Raw genomic sequence first — 22,299 nt, forward strand, 5'->3', positions numbered from 1 at the left:
TATAGAAAGTGGGCGTAGTAAAATTTACCTAAGAATTGAGGTGTCGGCAGGAATGAGACTAAACATATTCATCCGAATTTTTTTGATCATAGCGAGTATCTTGCCGATCGTACCGAATCTCGCGGGAGCATCACCGGCTTCGGCCGATTCTGCGATTTCATCGTGGCAGATCAAATGGGAGACGGAAGCAGATCGGCTTGCGGCGCCCGATCAGGCGCTGAAAGCCGATGGGTGGCAGGACATACGGGCTTCGGAGCCGGCAGTATCCAAACCGGAATCTGCGGTGTCCGCGTGGATCCGGATCAAGCTTCCCGTAATCGAAATGAACCAAGGGGTGTTCTTTCGTTCGATTTATGCGCAGAACATCACCGCCTTTCTGGGCGGGGAAGAGGTCTTTCATTCGGAACGCAAGTATTGGTTCGATCTGAACCGCGTTTTGATTCCGCTCGAGAATCACGACTCCGGTCAAGAGCTGGTTCTGCATCTGGAAAGCCAAACGGACAGATTGGGTCTCGGACCCGGAATTAACATCTCGGATTACCAGGATCTCATGCGTTTGTACGCGAAATTCGATTTGCTCGACATCATCTTGGGCAGCGCCTTTGTCTTCGTCGCCTTCGTCATGCTCGTATGCTCGGTTTTTCTCGACCGGAATCAATTGAAGAGCTGGCTCGCGCTATGCTTTATCATTCTCCCGATAGGCGGGATATTGATCGGATACTCGCCGTTCTTGTATACCTTCTACGGAGAGTACGGTTTCCTTTATCAAGGCATGTTCGATCTTTCCTTGTACCTGTTCTTGCCGTCTTTAATGATGTTCTTCGAGCAGTTGTTCGGAAGCGGCTATCGCGGCATCGTCAAGCATTTCCGCCGGTTCCAGATCGGCTATTCCATCTTTGGAATCATTATGCTGACTGTCAACTGGGCATCTGGCTACGCATTACAGCAATATTACTTTTTCGTATCTGTTACGTGTATCGGCATTATCATGCTGGCCCAATTTATCCTGATCCTCATCATTCTGGTCAGGCAGCTGTGGAATCGCAATATCGATTCGATTATCCTCTCTATCGGATTGGCTGTCTTTGCAGTGATCAGCGTGGCGGAATTGTTGAAATTCTACGCATCTTCCAAGACGTACGACCTGTCGTGGTGGAAATGGGGGCTGGTCGCCTTCGTGCTATCGCTCATCGTGCTGCTCGGGCGCCGAATCTCCTACCAGCATAAATTAATCATTACCTACTCGCGGGACTTGGAAATTTACAACTCCGAGATGCAGCGATCGGAGAAAATGGAGATTATCAGCCAACTGGCGGCTTCCGTAGCGCACGAGGTCCGCAACCCGCTTCAGGTCACGCGCGGCCTGCTGCAATTACTCGAGAGACGCCACGATATCGCGTCGAATACCGAGAGCTATTACAAGCTTGCCATTGACGAGCTTGACCGGGCTTCTACGATCATTACCGATTTCCTTACCTTCGCGAAGCCGGAGCTGGAACAAGTGGACGAATTGGATTTGGCAGACGAATTCAAGCACGTGGAAGGCATTATCGTCCCGCTGGCCAACCTTCAGGGCGGCCACTTGGAGATGAGCGTGCCCCGATCGCTGCGGATCATGGGCAATTCCTCGAAGCTGAAGCAGGCATTGATTAATATCATTAAGAATAGCATCGAAGCTCTGGAAGGCTCCGGCGTCGTGAAGATTTGGGCATACGAGGAGAGCAAACAGGTCGTCATTCATATTGCGGACAGCGGCGCCGGGATGGATGAGCGCATACTCGAAAGGCTGGGGGAACCATATTTCACCAACAAAACTAAAGGGACTGGTCTTGGGCTCATGGTGACGTTCAGGATCATCGAGGTCATGCAGGGGACAATCAAATTCAAAAGTCAGAAAGGCGTTGGCACCGAAGCGATGATTCGTTTCCCGGCCGCGCGCTATGTAGAAGCAAACGCGAAGGTCTCTATATGACCTTCGCGTTTTTTTGTAGGAAATATTGAACTGTAGCAAACGTTGAGTTTTACCAAGTACTGAGTTGGCTGTCCGTTTTTGCGACGTCAGCCGGGTTTTGAGGGAGGACGAACGCGAGCTTGGAAGGCGTTTCTTCGATGACGACCAGTTCCACGTCTTCAGGCAAATTCAGATTGAAGGCTTCTTTCAACGCTGCTTTGGGGTCCGCCAGCAATTTGGCTTTGAAAGACTCGTCGGACCAGGCTTTCTCGATGATCTGTTGCTGCAATTCTTGTTCGGACATCTGGCTGCACCTCTTTAAATAGGAATATACTACCATGTAAATACTATCACTATTAGTGGGACAATTCTACTATGAATCGCTAGAATGCGACAATTATTGCACAAAAAAAGGAAACCCCTCCGCAGGAGATCCCCTTGTCGTTTCTGACTTATGTCTTTCTTAATACCCAAGTTTATTTTGTGAAAGCCAGTACGTAAATCCGCCGCCAAGCAGCTGTTTCTTCGTTTGGCTCAAATGCTCGCCCGCCACCGCCAGCATGTCAGCCAAATGAGATTGGAACGAGGCCAAATGAGGGAGCGAAAGCGCTAGCCTTGCAAAAGCCTCGCTATTCGCTTGCGTAAGCTGCGAGTAACGGCTTAAGGCGCCGTCGATGTAGATGGCGTTCTTGATATCAGTTCTCGTAATCTGGGAATGGGACACCGATTTCTCGGAGGCAATCATGCTGATCAGGCTGTTGGCGTTATGCAAGTCGAAGTCTTCTTCCCAATCGGCCCAATCGTCAGACATCTGCAGCGTAGCCAATACAAGATCGACCGCCTCGGAAACGGCGGGCTCAAGCTCGCGGCGACCGGCGAGAAGCAGGGCTCCGATGCTCGCCAATTTGACGGGCGCTGCTTTTTGCGCGAGCTTGGCCGGAGATAGGCTGACGGAAGGACTTTCATAGGCAACCGCCATGGACCAGTCCGTCACGTAAGCGCGATAATAGTTCCAAAAAGGGGAGCTGCTTTCGAACAACATGCGGTACAGGTCCAGCATGCTTAGATGGAACATATTGCCGAGGGCCAGCTGTTCTTTCCAATCGGACGGGGCGGTATCCATGAGATCGTCCTGAATGAAAAAATATAGCATGACGAAAACGTTAGCGAGCGACAAATCGCGATAGCGCTGTGAATCCAACTCCGTAATGGGCTGCATCCAAAACGGAAGCAAGTAGCAGATATGGTTCTTCGTGCCCGAAGGATTCAGTGGGTTGAAGGCTTGCAAATAATCGCGCCCTTTGTCGTTTAGCGGTGCCGGATAGGCATCGATCAGTCGTTCCGCTTCCCGGAACACATGGGCAAGTTCATGTTCGTAATCGGATCTCCATGTCATCGTTTCTTGGTCCTCCCGGATAGGTAATCAAATGCGTTGAAACGATAAGGCGAACATACCAGCCTGATAGGAAAAGGACTCCTCGCTAAGCCAATGGTCCAATTCCTGCTTCCGCTCATCGGACAGATGAGCGCTTTGCATGATCCGGGTCACAGTTTCCATGTAGCGGTGCATCAGCCGCTTCGTTTCGCCGTCTTCAGCCAGGATGCTATAAGACTGCAGCTGCGTTCGGAAGCCGCCGAGAGCTGACGTTAATTCGGCCAGCCGATCGCCGACCGGCTTCGGGAAGCGATCCAGCAGCGGCTTGCGCGAAGCCCGGAATAACGTTTCGAATCGAGGCAGGCAGTCGGCGGGCAAGGGACCGGTTGCGTCGTCGTCCAAATCGATGACGATGATCAAGGAATCGGCATGGGTGACGGTTCGCAGCCAAGTCAGAAAATGCCCGAAGTCCGGGAGATGCAGGGCGACCAGCCTAACGATGATGACATCGAACGGCTCGGCCCATAGCGTCCGCTCCCGATAATCGGCGTGAATAAATTCCAGGCCCGGCGCGTTTCTTGCCTCCGCAAAGCGGTAAATACGTTCGTCCTTCTCAAGACCGGTGCATCTCAAATGCGGGTAGTCCTGTTTGACGGCCTCCAAATAGGCACCGTTTCCACAGCCGATATCGAGAACGGACGTTGCGGTTTGAAACGGCTCATGCAGGACCAGTGAACGCTCGCGCTCATAGAAGAGCTGCACGGTCAGCGAAAGCATATCGTTGAACAAATTGGTTGAATCGTCGACGCCCAGCGTTAACAGCTCCTTATCGGCAATATAATTGACTAGATTAATTATACCGAATAATTGGAAACAAAACGACATTAGCGACTGTATCTGTCAACTATATGAGCTACACTACAAGTAGGAGGCGATTCAAGTGATCAATAAGTCCAATGAATTACCGGTTATGTTTTTTGGCGAACAGCAATCTCTCGAGAATTGGCTTGAGAACAATCATGATACTTCACAGGGAATCCGGTTGCAAATCTCGAAAAAAAATTCCGGTGTGGTTACCGTATCCTACGATGAAGCACTTGAGAGTGCATTGTGTTACGGATGGGTTGACAGCCAAAAGGAAAAGTTTGATGAAAAAATGTGGCTTCAACGATTTACTCCGCGTAGAGCAAAGAGCGTCTGGTCGAAAGTAAATAAAGACAAAGCAGAGCTCCTCATTACAAAAGGTAGAATAAAGCCCTCAGGGTTTAAAGCGATTGAAGATGCCAAAAAGAATGGCCAATGGGAAAAGGCCTACGAATCGCAAAGTATCGCTTCTATTCCTGAAGATCTCGCACTTGAACTTGAGCGTAATGTCAAAGCGAAGGCATTTTATGATACGTTGAATAGCCAAAATAAATATGCAATCCTGTTCAGAATCCATAATGCCAAGAAGCAAGAGACTCGGGCGAAACGAATTCAACAGTTTGTAGCGATGCTTGAAAAAGGCGAAAAAATATATCCCTAATCAGCACAAGCAAAAAAAGCAAGTGGCATTTAGTTGCCGCTTGCTTACTTTTTGCCCCTCACTCTCGCTAGTCCTTACATTTGCTTCGTCTTAAATAGCGTATTTATCGATCCGCCGTTATTAATAATTTTGAGCGCAGTCGCGAGAAGCTCCGCCATTGGAAGAACAACGAACTTATCCGAACGATTCGGATCAATTGCGATGGTATCCGTAATAACGACCTCTTTAATGTAGGGATGCGACAGCTTCTCAAGCGCATTTTCCGAAAACAACCCATGTGTTGCGCAAATATAGGCGTCATTCGCGCCCCTTTTATGCAACGCCTCAACAACATTCACGATCGTACCGCCTGTATCGATTAAATCCTCAATAATAATCGGAGTCATGCCCTCGACTTCACCGATAATATGAGTGATTTTCGTCTTATTGTGAGCAGGGCGGTTCTTAATCATAATGGCAAACGGACAGTCCAGATAGTTGGCGAGCTTCTCAGCGGTTGTTGCCCGACCAGCGTCAGGTGAGACAACTACCGGATTCTTAATGTTCTTTGCCTTCAAATAATCCGTGATGAGGTCCAAAGCGGTAATATGATCAACAGGGATATCAAAGAAGCCTTGAATCGGATCGGCATGAAGATCTACCGTAATAATGCGGTCAGCGCCTACAGTCGTCAGCACATCGGCTACGAGCTTCGCGGAAATTGGTTCGCGCGGGGCTGCCTTCCGTTCCTGACGAGCATAGCCGTAATACGGCATAACGATATTAATCGTTTTGGCTGAAGCCCGTTTTGCTGCATCAATCATAATCATGAGTTCGACTAAATGCTCATTGACGGGGTGAGACAAAGATTGAACGATATAGACATGAGCAGAACGAATCGATTCGATATAACGTAAGCTGATTTCTCCGCTTGGCTGCCTGGAAATCTCAATTTCTCCAAGCGTAACATCAAGCTGCCGGCATAGCTCTTCCGCGAGCGGGCGGTTCGATGAACCGGAAAATATTTTTACATTTTGCATCCGCTTGACTCCTCCTAAAAGAATTGCTACTTAAGTCCTGCATAGTAAGCACTAACTAAAGAATTGCTATGCAATTTTCGCATCGTAAGCTTAGTCTTTTATGTTCTTGTAACATTACATTTAATCCCATTATATCTTTTCCCGTTGTTAAATTCAAAATTAATGGCCTACTCGGGAGTCAGGCAAGCTGATGCCGATAACGATCATATTACGATTCTCTAGGAAGGCGGCCCGAACAGGCAGATTACTAGAAGGAAATACTTTACAATAGAACAAACGTTCCCTATACTAAGTCTATTAGAGTGAACTATAAAACAGAGTATAAAAAGGAGCTGTCATTTTGACTTCAGACGAATCGATCCGAAGAGGCGAATTTGGATTAACATTCCCTGTACGTCTAGTATCCGATGTTAGAAAGTCTCAGGAATGGTATCGCAATGTGCTGCAATGTCACGACATCAGCGGCTATGGACATGCAACTCGGGGAGACGGGGGAGGCATGGGGCTTATTGTCATCACTGCCGCATCGCCGGACCATATTCGCCCGAACGCAGTCGCACAGAAGCACATGGATGAACCGGCAGAAGCTGCAAGCTCGGAGTATGGCTGTGATTCCTTGGTTGAGGTCGCATGGGATAACTTGGCTTACATAGTCGAGGAAGTACGCAGCAGAGGTGGCAAAGTTAACGTAGAACCTTATGAATACGCGCACGAAAGCCGGCTTCATAAGAAAGCGCATATTACCGATTATGACGGATATAACATCGTTTTGAGCGCCAACCGGTCGAAGACGGACGAACCGACTTCGCACCAGCCAGAAGATAAGTTTATTAAGACGATACAAGTACGCCTTGTTTCCGATTTGAAGAGGTCTCTGGACTGGTACAAGAACGTGTTGGGATGCGACGAGGTGAATGACTCCGGGTACGCCAGACGGGGAGATCCAGACGTGCCGTATCCTGTAATGGAAGTGATCTTACAGCAGGCTGTATCCCCACAAGATGTGCATCCGAATGCGATGTCCGTGAAAGTTAGAGGCGTTGAAGGTTTTTGTGGGAAGGCCCTGATCAACCGTGGGATACTTTTGTACATGTACCTTGGAATGATGTGAGGCTTATCGTTGAAGAAGTGAGAGCCAATGGCGGTACAATCGGAACGGAACCGATTGAATTTCACGGAGATGAATGGGACTCTATCAACGCGCGAATTGTGGACCCGGATGGGTACAGCATTATTCTTGGGGGCATGAGAGGGAAAGACGAAGCCTAAAAAAACGATATGGGGGAGTGTTCACTATGACGGAGATTATCATTAATGGTTCCTCTTTCGTCTTGTTAGTCAAAAATTTGGAGCGAACAGTTCAGTTTTATTCCGATTTAGGCTTCAACTATGAAGTGATCGGTGATCAGGTACATCACCACCATGTTTCGAGAGGAAAACTGACTCTCATTCTTATTGAAGCTAAACATGAAGACGAAGTGAACCCAATCAGTTCCAGATACGAGGAACAATATTTTGATGTCTATTGTTATACGAATGCCGTTGATTTGATAGCTCAAGAAGTTATGGATAGAAATATAACCATCATAAGTGATCCGAATTACACTAATCATTGGAGCGAGTTTACATTCCGTGATCTCAACGGCTATCAAATTACCGTTGGTGGAGGCGTTGTAAATAAAGAACTTATTTCGTGATAAACTCTGGCGTTTAAACTAACGAGCACTATGGTTCAATCACGAAATGCGGCAGCTGGTCAAACCTGTTCCGCTAGTTCGAGTGCCGAAATGCTTAATCAGTTCCAAAGCGATAACGAAAGTGCTGATTTGAAATTCAAGTTGAAACAAATCATTAGTACACCAAAGACTAGTGAATATTTCACCTTGCTAACTGCTGACTTAGGTCGGCTAAATATGTGTACACTATTCTCGTTGACAATACCATGCAATGGAGGTTGAGTGATGGGCAAAATTGCAATTTTCGGATTTGGACGCATCGGCAGAATAATGTTACGCGTGGCGCTTCAGGATAAGCTATTCGTTCCACTTTCTATATCAGATATCAAGGACGAAGGCACGCTTGCTGCGCTGTTCGAAGTGGATTCAAACTATAAGCGTTGGCATGAGGACGTATCCGCCAAAGAGGGTGCGATGATCATCGGCGGGCGAGAGATTATGTATATTAATGCAATGCAGGAAGTACCAGATTGGAAGGCGCTCGGTGTGGATTTGGTCGTCGATTGCACTGGCCGTGCCGTTGTTCGTTCCGTCGCACAGGTACATCTTGACCGTGGAGCGAAGCGTGTTCTGATCAGCGGGCCAAGCAAAACACTCGACGATTGCGACGCCGTATTGCTGAAAGGCATTAATCTCGACAGTTTCGATCCTGACAAACACCGAATCATCAGCGTAGCTAGTTGTACGACTAACGCTTTGGCCGCCGTCATTAAGCTGGTCAAAGAAAACTATGGGATTAAATTCGGTCTGTTCTCTACGGTTCATTCCTATACGAACACTCAATCATTGACGGATCAGCCGATGCGTGACCGTCGGGACTCCTGGGCAGCTGCCGAGAACATCATCCCGTCTTCGTCCGGTGCGGCCAAAGCGCTGAAGTTCATCTGGCCAGAGCTGCAGATTACCGGCAAAGCATACCGAATACCTACTCGCACAGGTAGCATCGCCGAACTAAACCTGATTACGGAGAAGCCGTGCACGGTGCAGGAAGTGAATGATATGTTCCGTCGCGCCTCAAGTGAAGGCGACCTGAAAGGCGTTATGGATGTACTTGAAGGAGAATGGGCATCGTCGCGAATTGTTGGTGATTCGCATACGTCGATCATTGATCTACCGCTCACGCACGTGGAAGGGGAGCTCTTGTCCGTTGCGACATGGTACGACAATGAATGGGGATTCGCAACGCGTCTTGCGGAGGTTGCGGCCTTCTTGGCGAATAAATAACGTAACCTGCTTTGGTATTCGTATCCGGTGTCGCGGGAAACCATGGCACCTTAGTGGCTGTCGGGGTTTTTGGTGTCGGTTTGAGGGAGGTCGAGGGGAAGACCATGAAAATGGAGCAGTCTGCCAGCGGCAGCTGCTCCATTATTGTTACAACTTCTGGCCAGAAAAGTTGCAATTCTAACAAACAGGATTGTTGAATAATGCAGTCGAATTCTATGCTAAACATAGATAAATACGATGCTTAACAGATGAAATACGAACTAGGAGAGAATTACATGCACAGGAAATGCAAGTTGATCTTAGTTGAAGGATTATGTGGTACAGGAAAATCAACGTTAGCAGCACGATTGCAAGGTTACCTTGAAAAGAATGAAATATCATCCCGCTTTTACGATGAAGGAGCTATGTCACATCCGACGAGCTTGAATTGGCACGCTTTCTTCCGAAAAGCGGAATATCAGGAATTTGTGGAGCGATACCCCAACGCAGCTAACGAAATCAATTCGCGGGTCATAAATGAAGGAAGTAACTATCTGGTCCCGTATCGTGATATGGCGTCATTTACCGATCTGGAAGCACTAAATAGTGAGCTAAAGTCTCGCGAGCTATGCAGGACGACTTCTCCGGTAGCTACGATGTCAGAGTTTACAAATTTAGTGCAGGGGCAATGGTCACGATTCACTAAACTAGCCAGCACTTCAGACGAGGTTTATGTGCTTGAAGCTGTGTACTTTCAGCATCAGATTCATGATTTGCTACACCACTATCAAGTTGATGATTATCAAATCGAGCAGCATATCAAGGGTATTGCAGATCAGATTAATGAGTTAAATCCGGTGTTAATTTATTTAGCTCAACCGAGTGTAAGAGAGCAACAGGTTTGGATTTCCTCCATACGTTCAAAGCATCACTACGCCACCGAACAGAATATTAGTTTTATGGAGAACCGCAAGCGGATTGAATTACGGCTTCTTGATTTGTTGCCATTTGCAACCTATTTAATTGAAAATGAAGACAGAGACTGGGAAGCTGTTTTTAGTAAAATGGTAGGGGCAATAGGTACAAACTTCTAGCGCCCCAGACTTTTGTCTAGAGGAGTACGAGGCCGATGACGGGTTTAATTCTCTTTGGAGCTTGCTATGATGAACCTAACAAGTATCTATACAGAAGGTCAGGGAAATACCACCTTGGTATTTCTGGCAGGAGGTGGAACAGCCTCGCCAATATTAGATTTAAAAAAGTTTATATTCTCGTTTAAGTGATAAATATAAAATCGCAGTTCCAGAAAGAATAGGGTATGGTTACAGTGATGTTGCAAAGGTTCCAAGAGATCTTGATACCGTATTGGAAGAGGATAGACGAGCGTTATTATCAGCCGGATTGAAACCTTCCTATGTCTTAGTTCCTCATTCTATTTCGGGATTGGAGTCCGTTTATTGGGCACAAAAATATCCAAAAGAAGTTTCTGCTATTGTAGGAATAGATGTGGGTACTGTAAATGCTTACTTCGACCCCAATTTGCCGAAAGCATCGCAGGGGTTCCAAATCTCTTACCTTTCAAAAATTGCTAATAGCAAGTATGTATTAATGAACGATTACGGACATTATCTTCAAGATTTTGCGCCTGAAGTACTTGCACAGAAAATCAAAGAATTTATACCAGCTAACTAACAATGTCGGGTGACAAGAACTTTATCTCATTAAGGGCCGCGAAAATCGCGGCTTTTTTTCTATGGCATCAAGTTCTTGTTAGAACCAAATGACAACGTTACGAAAGCTGAAAAGGAGGTGAAATGCACCTCCTTTTCTACGGTATTATTAACTTTTAAAGAATTTCAATCTGTCCTCTTCACTTAATGTGAAAAATCTACTTGAGCCACGGACGATGGTTGTTCCATCGACAATACGTACGGAGTGCTCATTGAAAGATTTAATTGTCGAAATAGGTCTCATCCGCATTCGATCCTGGTAGGCTTCAATTGGTTCTTTATGCATTATTGCTAATTCGAAATCTTGGTCTGTCTTTAATTCTTGCTTAGCAGTGAATAACGATTTCTCTTTTTCCATGATTAGCTTTATCCTCTTTTCCAAAGGTAATGGCGTATCCTACCTGTCGAGTCTTGGATCGAGGTAGGGTCTTGCTTAATCCCATCTTAACGCATCTCTTTCATAGTCTCGACAATAAGCGGTAGAATTATGCAGTTAATTCGGTCACGCTTCATACGCAAAACCGCATCCCCAAGGCCCCCTTTAACGAGTACGCGAGTTATTATTATGAAGCTATACGAATGGGCAGTTTAGTTGAATAGACAGAAATGATAAAATAAAGAAAACTAAGGGACGTTTTAATATTCTCTAATTTAAAGGAGCGCACTTTTGATGCTTAAAAAAGATAATACTGTAATTGGTTTTATTGGTACTGGCGTAATGGGTAAAAGCATGGCCAGTCATTTGTTGAAGGCAGGATATCCTGTAATCGTTTATAATCGGACAAAAGGTCGGTCAGATGAACTGGTCACTCAAGGCGCAGTTTGGAAGGATACTGTAGCGGAGGTAGCTTCCCAAGCAAATGTTGTTATTACTATGGTGGGATATCCTAAAGATGTGGAAGAAATCTATTTTGGACAAGACGGAATCATATCTAATGCTAAAGCAGGCACATATGTTATAGATATGACAACATCTACACCATCATTGGCGAGAAGAATTTATATGGAATCGAAAAATAATGGAATTTACGCAGTTGACGCACCGGTTTCCGGCGGTGATATTGGTGCAAGAGAAGCTAGATTAGCGATCATGGTTGGTGGAGACGCTTCTGCTTTCGAAGCACTGCTTCCGATTTTTCAAATAATCGGCAAGAATATCCAATTACAAGGCGATTCAGGCGCCGGACAACATACAAAGATGTGCAACCAAATTGCAATAGCATCCAATATGATTGGTGTCTGTGAAGCGATTGTATATGCTGAAAGAGCAGGACTTGATCCTGGTACCGTATTGAAAAGCATAGAAACCGGAGCAGCCGGGAGCTGGTCATTAAGTAATCTGGGACCGCGAATGATCAACGGAAACTTTGAGCCCGGTTTTTATGTCAAACACTTCATCAAAGATATGGGGATTGCTCTTGATGCTGCCAAAGAAATGGGATTATTAACACCAGGGCTTGAATTAGCCAAATCATTATATGAAGAGCTTGCAAGCAAAGGAGAAGAGAACAGCGGCACTCAAGCATTGTACAAGCTTTTGGCAGGAGAGGTTTAACATTGCAAAGCTGTTGTTCCTTTTGCTGGCGTACAGGCTACGGTGTAGCATGAAGTGATGTCATTTTTTGTTGGATATTGGATATACTTAGAATAGGCCTCAATGGAGGCGCGATGATAAAACTTTGGAGGTTATTTTAATTGGAAACAGGTACTGTCAAATGGTTTAATGCTGAAAAAGGGTTTGGCTTCATTCAAAGAGAAAACGGCGAAGATGTATTCGTTCATTTCTCTGCGATTCAGAGTGAAGGATTCAAGTCTTTGGATGAAGGACAACGTGTAGAATTCAATGTTGTTCCAGGTCAACGAGGACCTCAAGCGGAGAATGTTGTAAAAGCGTAATAATACAGAAAACCATGCCTGTTCCTGACGCTTTGTCAGGAGCAGGCTTATTTAAGTTTGTATGAGCAGCCCAAGCAGCGATTAATCTACAGGCGTAATCGCCGTGATGATGGATTGTTCCGCTTGCACCAACCGCTGGGCTGCGTTCAAGTTACCGGCTGCATCGGTCGCGAATAGGTTGATGACAATGTTCGAACCTGTCACTCTCACTTGCGTTTCATATGCGAGAACGCCTCTAATATCAACGGTTCTCGTCGAAACGTCAAGCGGAAATAACGAGAATAGCTGATGAACGACCGGGAATTTCGGCGTCGGAAGCGCACTCAAGCTGACAAGGAAAACCTCAAGTTCTATCGTCGCCACTACAGACGGATCATCGTTGCTAATCATAATTTGCAGATCACTGGACGGGTTTCCCCCTGTATTGAGGATTGGCCCGCTGCTAAACGTAGGCATTACCTATAACCTCCTTCTCAAGAATTATCAGTCCGCCTGAGTGAGCATGAAGATCGGCTTCGCTTCTGCATGTAACACCCGCAAGGCAGATTGAAGATTGCCGTGCTCATCCACCGGGAAGACATTAATGACCATATCGCCGTTCCCCGGACCTGTTAGTTCATACTGGATTTCGAAGCTTTGAAACGTCCCGACGTCGTACCCTCGGGTTAAGGTGCTTAAAGGCGGAACGGGTACCCATTCGGATGCGAAGGCAACTCGTCTAGTTCCGTTTAAGAAGAAGGCAGTAATCTGAATCGCTGCCCAGTTAATCAGACTATCGTTACTGATTATTAGCATGGCAGCGGATGCCGCACGAGAAACGGAAGTGATATTGTTCAGGACACCGGTTGTAAATGCGGCAGCGAATTGAATTTTCGCAATGAATAGATCGGTGCCGCCGCCAGAAACAGGCTGAAACACTTGACGTGTAACGGGAAAGTCAGACCCAAACGTTCCGCCTGACAGATAGAGATTGCCAGCGGAATCCATCGCAATCCCTGCGCCGCCGTCGTTTTCGGAATTGCCGAGATAGGTAGAGAAAATGAGAGAAGCCCCATCAGAGCTCAATATGGTGATGAATGCATCACTATTTCCACCGAATTCGGGTTGAATCGCATCCGTGGTAACGGGAAAGTCCGGGGAAGTTGTCGTACCGATAACAACTGCTTGGCCAGAGACATCTAATAGGATGTCGACGGCACTCGATCCTCCATTCGTGAGTCCGCCAAGGAAAGTGGAATAGACGAGCGAGCTGCCGTTTGGATTCATTTTCGTGATAAACGCCATGGGTGATGGGACATAATGGGTGTTATAAGCTCCAGGCGTAACGGGGAAATCAGGCGAGTAGGTTAACCCGGTCAGATAGGCATTCCCCGCATCGTCAATAGCGATGCCTTCCGGGAGATCTGTTACTGTTCCGGTCAAATAAGTTGAATAGATGAGCTCCGAACCGTCCGCATTCAATTTGGCGACAAATCCGTTTATATATCCAAGATGCATGGACTGGAAAGCGTCGGAAGTAACAGGAAAATTTAAGGAGGTTGTGTTTCCGGTCAAGTAGGTGTTCCCGGCTGAATCAATCGTGATTGCAGTACCGATGTCATCATATTGCCCTCCAAGAAAAGTTGAATACACGAGAGCCGTGCCAGCAGGATTGAGCTTGGATACAAATACATTCGCGAAACCTGCAAGAATAGGCTGATACACCCCTGGAGTAATCGGAAAGTCAGCCGCTTTTGTCGTTCCAGTCACATAGGCATTGCCGGCTTCATCAATAACGATACTGTTTGCGAATGTATAGGGGTTGCTCCCTCCCAGGTATGTGGAGTATACGAGCGCTGTCCCCGTCGGATTGAGCTTTGTCACGAATGCACAGTAAGTCGATAATGCTACCGTCTGGAAAGCACCGGGCGTGGTGGGGAAGTCCAATGTATCGTCCCTGAGTGTTGCCGTGTAGCCCGTCACATAGGCATGACCGGACGAGTCGACATCAATGCTCGTGCCAATGTTATCGGATCGTCTTCCTCCGATATAGGTCGAGTAGAGGATCTCCGTTCCTTCTGAGTTGATCTTAGTTACAAACACATCTCGACCACCGGTTAAGGAGGTGCTGAACGCTCCGGGAGTTACCGGGAAATTGACCGAGTACGTGTAACCCGTAACATACACGCATCGTGAGGAATCTAGAGCCATATCGGTCGACGCAATGTCTATGCCGCTGCCTCCGAGAAAAGATGAGAAAGTAAGAATGGGGTCGATAACAAGCGGAAGCGAGGCGTCGTAATCTTCCTCCATCCGGAAGCCTATTGTATAGCTTCCATCCATTTCGGTGTGAAGGAGGAAGCGGCATGCCATGCTCCGAGTGTTGCCGTTCAGCACTTGGTAAGCGATTGGCTTCAGATCAATAAGCGTGGCATAAGGGGTTACAATTATTAAATTGCCTTCGTTGTCGAGACGTAGTTCATCTGCACCTTCGCAGTGTAGTCGAACATCCTCGATGCGTGAGCCAGGGCGAAGATGAACGTCATACTTTAATTGCTGACCTTGTCCATAATAGATAACGTCGATGCCCTTCCATACTTCTCGGTAAACAACACGCTTGTACAGCGGGAGAGTTAAGTGATTGCTTGCCCTGTCATTTCCGCTGAGTCGATTCAATGTTCCCGGCCCTGGCTGCTGTCCCTCAGGCATGATAGCTGACTGCGCACCTCGGAAATTCCAAGCGAGGGTGACGCCTTCCGCATTGCTCTGCTCACCGGCGCCATTGTCTTGCTGTCTCCACAACGTCATCCAGACCGCACCGGCACCGAACGCAAGGCGGCAGCCATGCATATGCGACTGATAAGCTATCCGGCTATCGGCGAACTGTCCCCTGTTTGGAACGAACGATAGGGGAATCTTCCCGTAAACTTGCATTGGCAGATTGCTTTGCTGCTTCGTTAAGGGCATTACTATCACCTCTATTCTTACCATTCATAGAATACTAGCATTGTATGTTTCAGAAAAACGTTTCGCTACAATGAAAGGTTTGCTTATCGCAGTGTATTTAAAGGGGAAGTTGGCTGGAATACCATCACTCTAATAATAATTTGTGTTTTGAGAATATTTGGGATGATCATCGCGCATCTTATTTTAGAATTGACTAGTAAATGGAGGAGCTTTTTTATGATTAAAATTGGAATTATTATTGGAAGCACGCGCCCCGGTCGAAACGGAGAGGCGGTAGCTCGTTGGACTTACGATATTGCTAAAAAAAGAAATGACGCTGAGTATGAACTGGTGGATATCGCCGAGTTCAACTTACCTATGTACGATGAGCCGATTCCACCGGCTATGGGGCAACCGTATTCAAAACAACATACAAAAGCCTGGTCTGAAAAAATAGCCTCTTTTGATGGCTACGTATTTGTAACTCCTGAATACAACCATGCGACATCGGGAGCCCTTAAAAATGCAATCGATTTTCTATTTCAAGAATGGAACAATAAAGCTGCTGGTTTCGTCGGGTACGGCAGTCTTGGGGGATCACGAGCAGTGGAAAATTTACGGCTTATTATGGGAGAGCTGCAAATAGCAGATGTTCGTGCGCAAGTGGCTCTTTCACTTCGTGATGATTTTGAGAATTACAGCGTTTTTAAACCGTCACCGCATCACGTAGCGACAGTGGACAACATGTTGGATCAGGTGGTTGCTTGGTCTGGAGCATTACAACCACTTAGAAAATAAGTGAAACTAACATTGTAGATTATTGTCGGGTGGTCATATTATTTCTATGACAGCCAGTTCATATCAAAATTCAAAGACAAGAACTTGATATCACTCCCGTCGGATGACAAGAACATGATCTCATTAAATGCCGCGTAATCGCGGCATTTTTTTGTTAAGCAAGGATTCACGGCCCTAATCTATTATCTTTATTGTCGAAATTGAATCCATGACATTTTAAACTGCAACTAATTTGCAATCTGCCATGCGTGGCCGGACCGCTTTCACATGTCCGGCCAGTGACGGACGTTAGCTCTCGTGACTGTTTGGCAGAGCTTTCATTTCGACATGGCGCAATCTGCGTAAGCCTGTGGCGGAAAGCCCTAGTGCGCTGCGAGCTTGGCCAGCATCAAGCCTCGAGTTCTGCTCGAAGCTCATCCGCGGTCTGCTTTGGTGCCTGCAGATGCGGATAATGGCCGAGACCAGGGAGAATCATAAGCTCTAAATTATTTCGCTCAGCGAACTCGACGCCCATTTCCTTCTTGACGTAGCTATCCTTTTCGCCCCACACGACTTTCACGGGCACTTTGAGCTTCGACATATTGGCTTCAAAATAGTCCTGGTCGCGGGTGAAGTGAGAGTAGTAGTGATAGAACGCGTCGGCCGCAGTGATATCGCCGTCCCACCCTTTCGCTATATCGTCCCTAAACTCCTGGGGCAACATGTAGCGCTCTTCTGTCGGATTGTCTCGGAAAAACGTGTTTGCAAGGATTTCATCTCGGTTCTGGTTCATCGCAGCGCGCACGACATCGGACGAGGGCTTAGATTTCAGGGCAGCCAAGTTTTCCCACATGTACTGTGGCCGGTTGAACGGCGCAAAATCTCCAACGATGATCTTCCTCGCGATATGTGGCTTTTCCAGAGCGGCCAACAACGCCGGCAAAGCCCCAATATCTGTCGCGTAAATCACCAGCTTCGAGCTGTCTATACCGGAAGCGCGGATATATTGTTCCAGCACCTGGGCATAGTCTTTGGGTGCGTAGGAAAAGCGATCGGAGCTCGGACGTGAGGATTGTCCGTAACCGGGCCAGTCAAACGCATGAACCTCATAATCGTTGGATAGAGATTCAGCAATCGGCTTCCATGAATACATCGACTCTGGGAATCCATGTAGAAATAACACTGTAGCCTTCGGATGGACAGAACGATAGACCATATGACGGAGCTTGATATCCGAATTTATCTGAAACTCGTCAATCTCTATCTTTGGTGACGGTGCTAGATCCGGTTTTGCGGACCCTGCCGCCTTTGTGGTGTTTGGGTTCATAAGATTTTTCCGCCTTTGCCTGCATAATCTCGTGCATAGATACTGCCTTGTCTACTATCGATTGCAATGCTCTGTAAATTTAGTGTTTGTTGTTCCCATCCTTCTAGCTAATGTACTTAAATATGATGTTCTGTCTTTTATCAAGATATACGGATATCGTAATATGACTTTTGTCACACCTAATTGCTTGGATATGCAAAATTCAGGTTGTCATCAACAATGCACGGGATGGATCGTTATGTTGAACGCGCACGTGCAAATTACAAGGAGCAAAAACGTCATAGTTGTCGCAATTAAGCGATTCGGATTCCTTTTGTTTGTAGGCTGATTTGAAGCCGTATACAGATCGAGTGCCTGAGATGAGGTATTTTTTGATTTCCCTTCTTAATATCGAATCATAATTTTTCAATCTCATTCTGGATAATATAAAAAATACAAAACTTCAGTAAAGAGAGGTACAACAGGTAATGACGCAACGTGTAAATTTCGCTTTACAATCACCCAACCTGTTCAAAAAGTTCTTAACTTTCACCAACGCCTTGGGTGAAAGCACAATCGATGTGAAAATAATTGATCTCGTTTCGATAAGGATATCGCAAATAAACAATTGTGAATTTTGCATAGAAAGGCACATCGATCATGCGAAAATCCGTGGTGTAAGTGAACTTCACCTCGAACAAATTACAAATTGGCGTAAATCGACTTTGTATACACCGCGGGAACGGGCCGCTCTGACATGGACTGAGATACTGACAACTCTACCAGTACAAGGCGTGCCTGATGAAGTATATGACAGTGTTAGAGAACAATTTTCTGAGAAAGAAATCTCGGACTTGAGTTTCTTGATCGTATCCGTAAATGGATGGGACCGCATAAACATTGGCTTTAAAACTGAAACGGGACGCTTGACGCGGATTTCAAAATAATAGGTTCAAGGCGAAATGTCAGTACGGGTGTTGGAGTTGGATTTTACCCTTCGCAGAAATCTTTGCGGATACGGTAGCCAGCATAATGACTCAGCCTGCTCGGGATTTATTCAGGTATAAAGTGGGAATCAACTGGAACAATAAAGACTGTTGCGTCAAGAGTTGGACGGAGGTATCGATGGGCTTGTATGTCTAAAATCAGTTTTTTTCAACTTTGCATGATTTTCATGTTGATGAATGGGTTGATGAATCACGTGATCATCAACCCGATGCTCCTTGACGCATCGGGAAGAGACGCATGGATATCGGTTCTATTGACAGCATTGATATTTCTCCCTTTTTGCGTTTTACTGGTCGTCTTTATGAGAAGATCGGGGCAGCAGAAGCTGCAGCCGTGGCTTTCTCAAAAGACCAATAATGTCGTCGCCTGGATCGTCGTTATGCCGATCGTGGTGCAACTGTACTTTACCGGCGCGACAACCATCATGCACACGGGGACTTGGACGTTTACGAATTACTTGCCGAACACGCCTAAATTGGCGTTGAACTTTGTTTTGTGTCTGGCCTGCCACTATTTCGCCGTATCAGGTCTTCGGACCATCGCAATTTGCGCGGGGATATCGTTGCCAATCGTAATCGTCCTGGGTTATTTCGTATCCCTATCGAACACGCCCCAGAAAGATTTGACGCTGCTGAAGCCGATGCTTGAACACGGCTGGATACCGGTCATGCAAGGGATGATTTATGCAGGCGGAGGATTTATCGAATTTCTATTGATCGTCACGATTCAACACCGGTTAAAGTCTCGCGTTCGGACGTGGAAACTCGTACTTTTCGCAATCATTATGGTCTATATTACACTCGGCCCCATAGTCGGAGCCATTACTGAGTTCGGAGCGCCCGAAGCCGCTAAACAATTCGCTTCTCCGTATGAACAATGGCGATTGGTCAGATTGGGTAGCAATATCGAACACGTCGATTTTTTATCTGTATTTCAGTGGATGACCGGCGCAATCATTCGAGTAGGATTTGCGCAATATTTGCTCGCGGAGATGTTGCCTTTCTCTAAAGTGAAACAGCGCAAACTTTTTTTACTGTGCATCACAACCAGCTATATCGCATTATCTATGCTTCCTATCGAGAAATACACGTTTTATTTATGGTGTTATCGATATTATTTTCCATACGCTTTGATCATGTCTTCTATCGTATTCGTCGTTTGCTTGTTGGTCTCGGTGTTATCCAGGAAACGGCTCAAGGAGGACTATGCATGAACGATTCTGCTCCCGCTTCGATAAGTGGATGGGATAAACAACGAATTAGAAAGCTTTTTTCTAATTGCGAAGACGTAAGCGTCCACGAATACCGATATGAAGAAGATGCGATGTCCGAAGCTGTCCTCGTTTACTGCGGAGGTTTGTGTGATAGTTCGCTCTTATCCAAGGTCGTTCTACCGGAGATCGAAGGACTGTTCCAGAAACAAAAGCAAAGCGACGCGCCGGTGAATGCATTAACCCTGCCGTTGCCCTTAATCGCGGTTGATACGAATGCCTCCAAGGAGCAACTATCCGAATGGATTTTTCACGGAGATTTGCTCCTTTTCTTTTCGCGCGATAAATCCTTGTTCAAAATGAACGCGTCGCACCGTCCGGAACGAACCCCCGAGGAATCGAGTACGGAAATATCCATCAATGGGCCTCGAGACGGTTTCGTGGAAGATATCGACGTCAACGCGGCGCTCGTACGGAAACGCATACGGAGCGACTCGCTTTGTTACGAAACGTTTACGATAGGCAGAAGAACGAGAACAAAGGTTGGTTTGTTGTATTTCAGGGATATCCTTTCTCCCAGCATCTTAATCGAATTAAGAAGGAGACTGAACGCCGTCGACGTAGACGGACTTCAAAGCATCCATCAACTCGAGAAGCGCATTTCGGACTACAAATACTCTTTAATGCCGTTATTCGATCAAACCGGTCGTCCGGACAAAGCAGTCACCGGGCTGCTTAACGGAAGATTCATTCTGATCGTGGACGGCAATCCGATGGTCCTAATCGGTCCCGGAACTTTTTTTCTATTGCTTAAATCTCCAGAGGATATCCACTTTAGTTTCCAATATATTTCGTTCGCACGTTTGATCCGCGCCTTCAGTTTTTTGTTATCCGTCTTATTACCAGGTGCCTGGGTAGCGCTAACTACGTTTCATCCCGACCAGATTCCCTTTCGTCTGATGGCGACGATCGCGACGGCTCGCATCGGTCTTCCTTTCTCCGGGCAAATCGAGATGTTCATCCTGCTTATGCTCCTAGAAATATTGAGGGAAGCCGGCCTGCGCCTTCCAAGTCAGATCGGACAGACGTTGACAGTCGTTGGCGGGCTCATTATCGGTGATGCGGCTATCCGGGCAGGCCTCGTATCCCCGAGCGTAGTGGTCGTAGGGGCCATCGTAGCCGTAACCGGCGCGACGCTAGTCAATCAAAATTTAAGCGGTGCCGTCAGCGTCATTCGATTCGCGTTTTTTATCGTTTCGGCTGTGTTCGGGATGTACGGATTGATCGTTTGTTTCGTGTTGCTTCTCGGTTACATGAGCAGGTTGAGCTCCTTCGGCGTCCCCTATCTTTCCCCTATGTCACCACCGATCTTCAGTGAAATGGCGAGAGCGATCTTGCGTCCTCCGTGGTTTCGATACAAACAAAGACCTGTCGAGCTAAATCCAGTCGATTCAGATAGACAAGGGGACGAACAACGTGAAGACAATCCTTAAGCTGCTAGTCGTATTGCTTGTTATTCTTACGGCGACTGGATGTTGGGATTCTAAAACAATTCAATCCATGGCTTATATTACGGCTATCGGGCTCGATTATAAGGATGGCCGATATATCGCGTATATGCAGGTTCTTAATTTTTCGAATGTGGCTAGAAGCGACAAGTTAGAAGTAGGCAAGAACGTACCGATTTGGATCGGAAAGGGAGAAGGTCCTACGATCATCGACGCTTTGGCCGCAATTTACGAGACCTCCCAGTTAAGGGTTTATTGGGGACATATTAAGGCGATTTTATGTACGGAATCCATTCTGAAAGATAAAAAAGCGCTTAGGTTGGCATACGACACGATTGATCGTTACCACGAGGTCCGCTACAATATACTGCTTTATGGGACGAAAGAGAAATTCTCGGATCTTCTAACACAAAAATCGTTGTTAAACCTGTCGCCGCTAGATACGATTATGGATTCGCCGGAGGAAAACTTTGAGCAGCATTCTTCCCTTCAACCTCAGTACGGTTATCGGAATATCGCTGAATTGAATGAGAAAGGGAGGACGATTATCCTCCCGACACTTTCCATTACGGATGAGCAATGGCTGGTAGACAAGAGCAAGAAGCCGATGATGAGAATCGACGGTGCGTTTGCCATGGAGGAACACCGACTGAAAAGCTGGTTTTCCGAAGAGGACCTAAAAGGTGTTCGATGGTTCAACAAGAGAGCGAAACATATACATATCAACATTCCGGACAGCGTTCATCCGGTAGGATCATTGCTGACGATGAGTCCTCGTCATAAAATTCGGATTGTGATGGGGAACAAAGGAGAAGTGCGCTTCGATGTTCACTTAAAGGTTCGCGCAGCCGTTCAGGGAATGACGGAGAACGTCTCCATCCCGACGATGGAAAGGCAAGCCGAAGAAGTTATTCGTCAGGAGGTCCGAGCAACTTTTTTAAAGGGACTCCCTACACAAACGGATCTTCTAAACTTACTTGGAGAAGTTTATCGAAACGATAACCGTTTATGGAACCGTTTATCGACAGAAGGCCGATTACTATTGAAGGAAGATATGTTGAATCAGATTCATGTAAAAGTTAAGATACTGCACACTGGAAAATATAAAGGTAAAGTTCTGCCGGATTAAC

The 22,299-nt window shown here is 46.5% G+C and carries 21 protein-coding genes and 1 pseudogene; 14 read left to right on the forward strand and 8 right to left on the reverse strand.

Annotation, left to right across the window (positions count from 1 at the left end):
* Positions 1–52: 52 nt before the first annotated feature.
* The gene (locus AC0YNS_RS10635) at positions 53–1,972 is read left to right on the forward strand and encodes an ATP-binding protein (RefSeq protein ID WP_475780957.1); all 1,920 of its coding nucleotides are present in this window, start codon (positions 53–55) and stop codon (positions 1,970–1,972) included.
* Between the two features lie 49 nt (positions 1,973–2,021).
* On the opposite strand, the gene AC0YNS_RS10640 is transcribed toward AC0YNS_RS10635, so the two are convergent.
* From AC0YNS_RS10640 to AC0YNS_RS10650, 3 genes are all read right to left on the reverse strand, one after another.
* The gene (locus tag AC0YNS_RS10640) at positions 2,022–2,255 is read right to left on the reverse strand and encodes an NHLP leader peptide family RiPP precursor (RefSeq protein WP_475780958.1); all 234 of its coding nucleotides are present in this window, start codon (positions 2,253–2,255) and stop codon (positions 2,022–2,024) included.
* A gap of 159 nt (positions 2,256–2,414) precedes the next feature.
* Positions 2,415–3,347: a hypothetical protein gene (locus AC0YNS_RS10645; protein WP_475780959.1), complete on the reverse strand. Its 933-nt coding sequence runs from the start codon at positions 3,345–3,347 to the stop codon at positions 2,415–2,417.
* 27 nt (positions 3,348–3,374) lie between these two features.
* The gene (locus AC0YNS_RS10650; RefSeq protein ID WP_475780960.1) at positions 3,375–4,211 is read right to left on the reverse strand and encodes a class I SAM-dependent methyltransferase; all 837 of its coding nucleotides are present in this window, start codon (positions 4,209–4,211) and stop codon (positions 3,375–3,377) included.
* A gap of 55 nt (positions 4,212–4,266) precedes the next feature.
* Between AC0YNS_RS10650 and AC0YNS_RS10655 the strand changes: the two genes are divergently transcribed.
* Complete coding sequence (locus tag AC0YNS_RS10655) at positions 4,267–4,851, forward strand: YdeI/OmpD-associated family protein (protein WP_475780961.1); 585 nt, start codon at positions 4,267–4,269, stop codon at positions 4,849–4,851.
* A gap of 74 nt (positions 4,852–4,925) precedes the next feature.
* Here AC0YNS_RS10655 and AC0YNS_RS10660 read toward each other — a convergent pair whose 3' ends face one another.
* The gene (locus AC0YNS_RS10660) at positions 4,926–5,870 is read right to left on the reverse strand and encodes a ribose-phosphate diphosphokinase (RefSeq protein WP_475780962.1); all 945 of its coding nucleotides are present in this window, start codon (positions 5,868–5,870) and stop codon (positions 4,926–4,928) included.
* Positions 5,871–6,210: 340 nt separating this feature from the next.
* Between AC0YNS_RS10660 and AC0YNS_RS10665 the strand changes: the two genes are divergently transcribed.
* The 5 genes and pseudogenes from AC0YNS_RS10665 to AC0YNS_RS10685 form a co-directional block, all read left to right on the forward strand.
* Positions 6,211–6,981, forward strand: coding sequence for a hypothetical protein (locus AC0YNS_RS10665; RefSeq protein WP_475780963.1), 771 nt, complete (start codon positions 6,211–6,213; stop codon positions 6,979–6,981).
* 184 nt (positions 6,982–7,165) lie between these two features.
* Positions 7,166–7,567: a VOC family protein gene (locus AC0YNS_RS10670; protein WP_475780964.1), complete on the forward strand. Its 402-nt coding sequence runs from the start codon at positions 7,166–7,168 to the stop codon at positions 7,565–7,567.
* 264 nt (positions 7,568–7,831) lie between these two features.
* Complete coding sequence (locus AC0YNS_RS10675) at positions 7,832–8,830, forward strand: type I glyceraldehyde-3-phosphate dehydrogenase (RefSeq protein WP_475780965.1); 999 nt, start codon at positions 7,832–7,834, stop codon at positions 8,828–8,830.
* 248 nt (positions 8,831–9,078) lie between these two features.
* Positions 9,079–9,903 carry a P-loop NTPase family protein gene (locus AC0YNS_RS10680; RefSeq protein WP_475780966.1) on the forward strand — a complete coding sequence of 275 codons (825 nt, stop codon included), beginning with the start codon at positions 9,079–9,081 and terminating at the stop codon, positions 9,901–9,903.
* A 193-nt stretch (positions 9,904–10,096) separates the two neighbouring features.
* Positions 10,097–10,501 (forward strand): annotated as a pseudogene (locus AC0YNS_RS10685) (alpha/beta fold hydrolase); the annotation flags it as partial.
* A 147-nt stretch (positions 10,502–10,648) separates the two neighbouring features.
* Here the strand turns inward: AC0YNS_RS10685 and AC0YNS_RS10690 are convergent.
* Positions 10,649–10,897, reverse strand: a complete 249-nt coding sequence (locus AC0YNS_RS10690) for a hypothetical protein (protein WP_475780967.1) — start codon at positions 10,895–10,897, stop codon at positions 10,649–10,651.
* A 312-nt stretch (positions 10,898–11,209) separates the two neighbouring features.
* Between AC0YNS_RS10690 and AC0YNS_RS10695 the strand changes: the two genes are divergently transcribed.
* The gene (locus AC0YNS_RS10695; RefSeq protein WP_475780968.1) at positions 11,210–12,094 is read left to right on the forward strand and encodes an NAD(P)-dependent oxidoreductase; all 885 of its coding nucleotides are present in this window, start codon (positions 11,210–11,212) and stop codon (positions 12,092–12,094) included.
* A gap of 140 nt (positions 12,095–12,234) precedes the next feature.
* A complete protein-coding gene (locus tag AC0YNS_RS10700) occupies positions 12,235–12,435 on the forward strand; it encodes a cold-shock protein (protein ID WP_475780969.1) in 201 nt (66 codons plus the stop codon).
* Between the two features lie 81 nt (positions 12,436–12,516).
* Here AC0YNS_RS10700 and AC0YNS_RS10705 read toward each other — a convergent pair whose 3' ends face one another.
* Both AC0YNS_RS10705 and AC0YNS_RS10710 read right to left on the reverse strand, forming a co-directional pair.
* On the reverse strand, positions 12,517–12,891 hold the full coding sequence (locus AC0YNS_RS10705; protein WP_475780970.1) for a hypothetical protein: 375 nt from the start codon (positions 12,889–12,891) through the stop codon (positions 12,517–12,519).
* Between the two features lie 27 nt (positions 12,892–12,918).
* Positions 12,919–15,381 (reverse strand): DUF7948 domain-containing protein, encoded by a 2,463-nt coding sequence (locus AC0YNS_RS10710; RefSeq protein ID WP_475780971.1) that lies wholly within the window; start codon positions 15,379–15,381, stop codon positions 12,919–12,921.
* A gap of 216 nt (positions 15,382–15,597) precedes the next feature.
* Here AC0YNS_RS10710 and AC0YNS_RS10715 point away from each other — a divergent pair, with 216 nt between their 5' ends.
* Complete coding sequence (locus AC0YNS_RS10715) at positions 15,598–16,158, forward strand: NADPH-dependent FMN reductase (RefSeq protein ID WP_475780972.1); 561 nt, start codon at positions 15,598–15,600, stop codon at positions 16,156–16,158.
* A 388-nt stretch (positions 16,159–16,546) separates the two neighbouring features.
* Here AC0YNS_RS10715 and AC0YNS_RS10720 read toward each other — a convergent pair whose 3' ends face one another.
* Entirely contained in the window at positions 16,547–17,464 is a 918-nt protein-coding gene (locus AC0YNS_RS10720; RefSeq protein ID WP_475780973.1) for an alpha/beta fold hydrolase, read from the reverse strand.
* Between the two features lie 467 nt (positions 17,465–17,931).
* On the opposite strand from AC0YNS_RS10720, the gene AC0YNS_RS10725 reads away from it, so the two are divergent.
* From AC0YNS_RS10725 to AC0YNS_RS10740, 4 genes are all read left to right on the forward strand, one after another.
* Positions 17,932–18,390: a carboxymuconolactone decarboxylase family protein gene (locus AC0YNS_RS10725; protein ID WP_475780974.1), complete on the forward strand. Its 459-nt coding sequence runs from the start codon at positions 17,932–17,934 to the stop codon at positions 18,388–18,390.
* A 188-nt stretch (positions 18,391–18,578) separates the two neighbouring features.
* On the forward strand, positions 18,579–19,664 hold the full coding sequence (locus tag AC0YNS_RS10730; protein ID WP_475780975.1) for a GerAB/ArcD/ProY family transporter: 1,086 nt from the start codon (positions 18,579–18,581) through the stop codon (positions 19,662–19,664).
* Complete coding sequence (locus AC0YNS_RS10735) at positions 19,661–21,154, forward strand: spore germination protein (RefSeq protein ID WP_475780976.1); 1,494 nt, start codon at positions 19,661–19,663, stop codon at positions 21,152–21,154. Before AC0YNS_RS10730 ends, AC0YNS_RS10735 begins: the two co-directional genes overlap by 4 nt.
* Positions 21,138–22,298, forward strand: a complete 1,161-nt coding sequence (locus AC0YNS_RS10740; RefSeq protein ID WP_475780977.1) for a Ger(x)C family spore germination protein — start codon at positions 21,138–21,140, stop codon at positions 22,296–22,298. Before AC0YNS_RS10735 ends, AC0YNS_RS10740 begins: the two co-directional genes overlap by 17 nt.
* Position 22,299 lies beyond the last annotated feature (1 nt).

This window comes from Paenibacillus sp. J22FR21 (assembly GCF_056269135.1).

What these genes read in the sequence shown, in the direction of transcription:
- AC0YNS_RS10635 (WP_475780957.1), top strand. Translation starts at nt 53, where the DNA reads ATGAGACTAAACATATTCATCCGAATTTTTTTGATCATAGCGAGTATC.
- AC0YNS_RS10640 (WP_475780958.1), bottom strand. Translation starts at nt 2,255, where the DNA reads ATGTCCGAACAAGAATTGCAGCAACAGATCATCGAGAAAGCCTGGTCC.
- AC0YNS_RS10645 (WP_475780959.1), bottom strand. Translation starts at nt 3,347, where the DNA reads ATGACATGGAGATCCGATTACGAACATGAACTTGCCCATGTGTTCCGG.
- AC0YNS_RS10650 (WP_475780960.1), bottom strand. Translation starts at nt 4,211, where the DNA reads ATGTCGTTTTGTTTCCAATTATTCGGTATAATTAATCTAGTCAATTAT.
- AC0YNS_RS10660 (WP_475780962.1), bottom strand. Translation starts at nt 5,870, where the DNA reads ATGCAAAATGTAAAAATATTTTCCGGTTCATCGAACCGCCCGCTCGCG.
- AC0YNS_RS10670 (WP_475780964.1), top strand. Translation starts at nt 7,166, where the DNA reads ATGACGGAGATTATCATTAATGGTTCCTCTTTCGTCTTGTTAGTCAAA.
- AC0YNS_RS10675 (WP_475780965.1), top strand. Translation starts at nt 7,832, where the DNA reads ATGGGCAAAATTGCAATTTTCGGATTTGGACGCATCGGCAGAATAATG.
- AC0YNS_RS10680 (WP_475780966.1), top strand. Translation starts at nt 9,079, where the DNA reads ATGAAATACGAACTAGGAGAGAATTACATGCACAGGAAATGCAAGTTG.
- AC0YNS_RS10690 (WP_475780967.1), bottom strand. Translation starts at nt 10,897, where the DNA reads ATGGAAAAAGAGAAATCGTTATTCACTGCTAAGCAAGAATTAAAGACA.
- AC0YNS_RS10695 (WP_475780968.1), top strand. Translation starts at nt 11,210, where the DNA reads ATGCTTAAAAAAGATAATACTGTAATTGGTTTTATTGGTACTGGCGTA.
- AC0YNS_RS10705 (WP_475780970.1), bottom strand. Translation starts at nt 12,891, where the DNA reads ATGCCTACGTTTAGCAGCGGGCCAATCCTCAATACAGGGGGAAACCCG.
- AC0YNS_RS10710 (WP_475780971.1), bottom strand. Translation starts at nt 15,381, where the DNA reads ATGCCCTTAACGAAGCAGCAAAGCAATCTGCCAATGCAAGTTTACGGG.
- AC0YNS_RS10715 (WP_475780972.1), top strand. Translation starts at nt 15,598, where the DNA reads ATGATTAAAATTGGAATTATTATTGGAAGCACGCGCCCCGGTCGAAAC.
- AC0YNS_RS10720 (WP_475780973.1), bottom strand. Translation starts at nt 17,464, where the DNA reads ATGAACCCAAACACCACAAAGGCGGCAGGGTCCGCAAAACCGGATCTA.
- AC0YNS_RS10725 (WP_475780974.1), top strand. Translation starts at nt 17,932, where the DNA reads ATGACGCAACGTGTAAATTTCGCTTTACAATCACCCAACCTGTTCAAA.
- AC0YNS_RS10730 (WP_475780975.1), top strand. Translation starts at nt 18,579, where the DNA reads ATGTCTAAAATCAGTTTTTTTCAACTTTGCATGATTTTCATGTTGATG.
- AC0YNS_RS10735 (WP_475780976.1), top strand. Translation starts at nt 19,661, where the DNA reads ATGAACGATTCTGCTCCCGCTTCGATAAGTGGATGGGATAAACAACGA.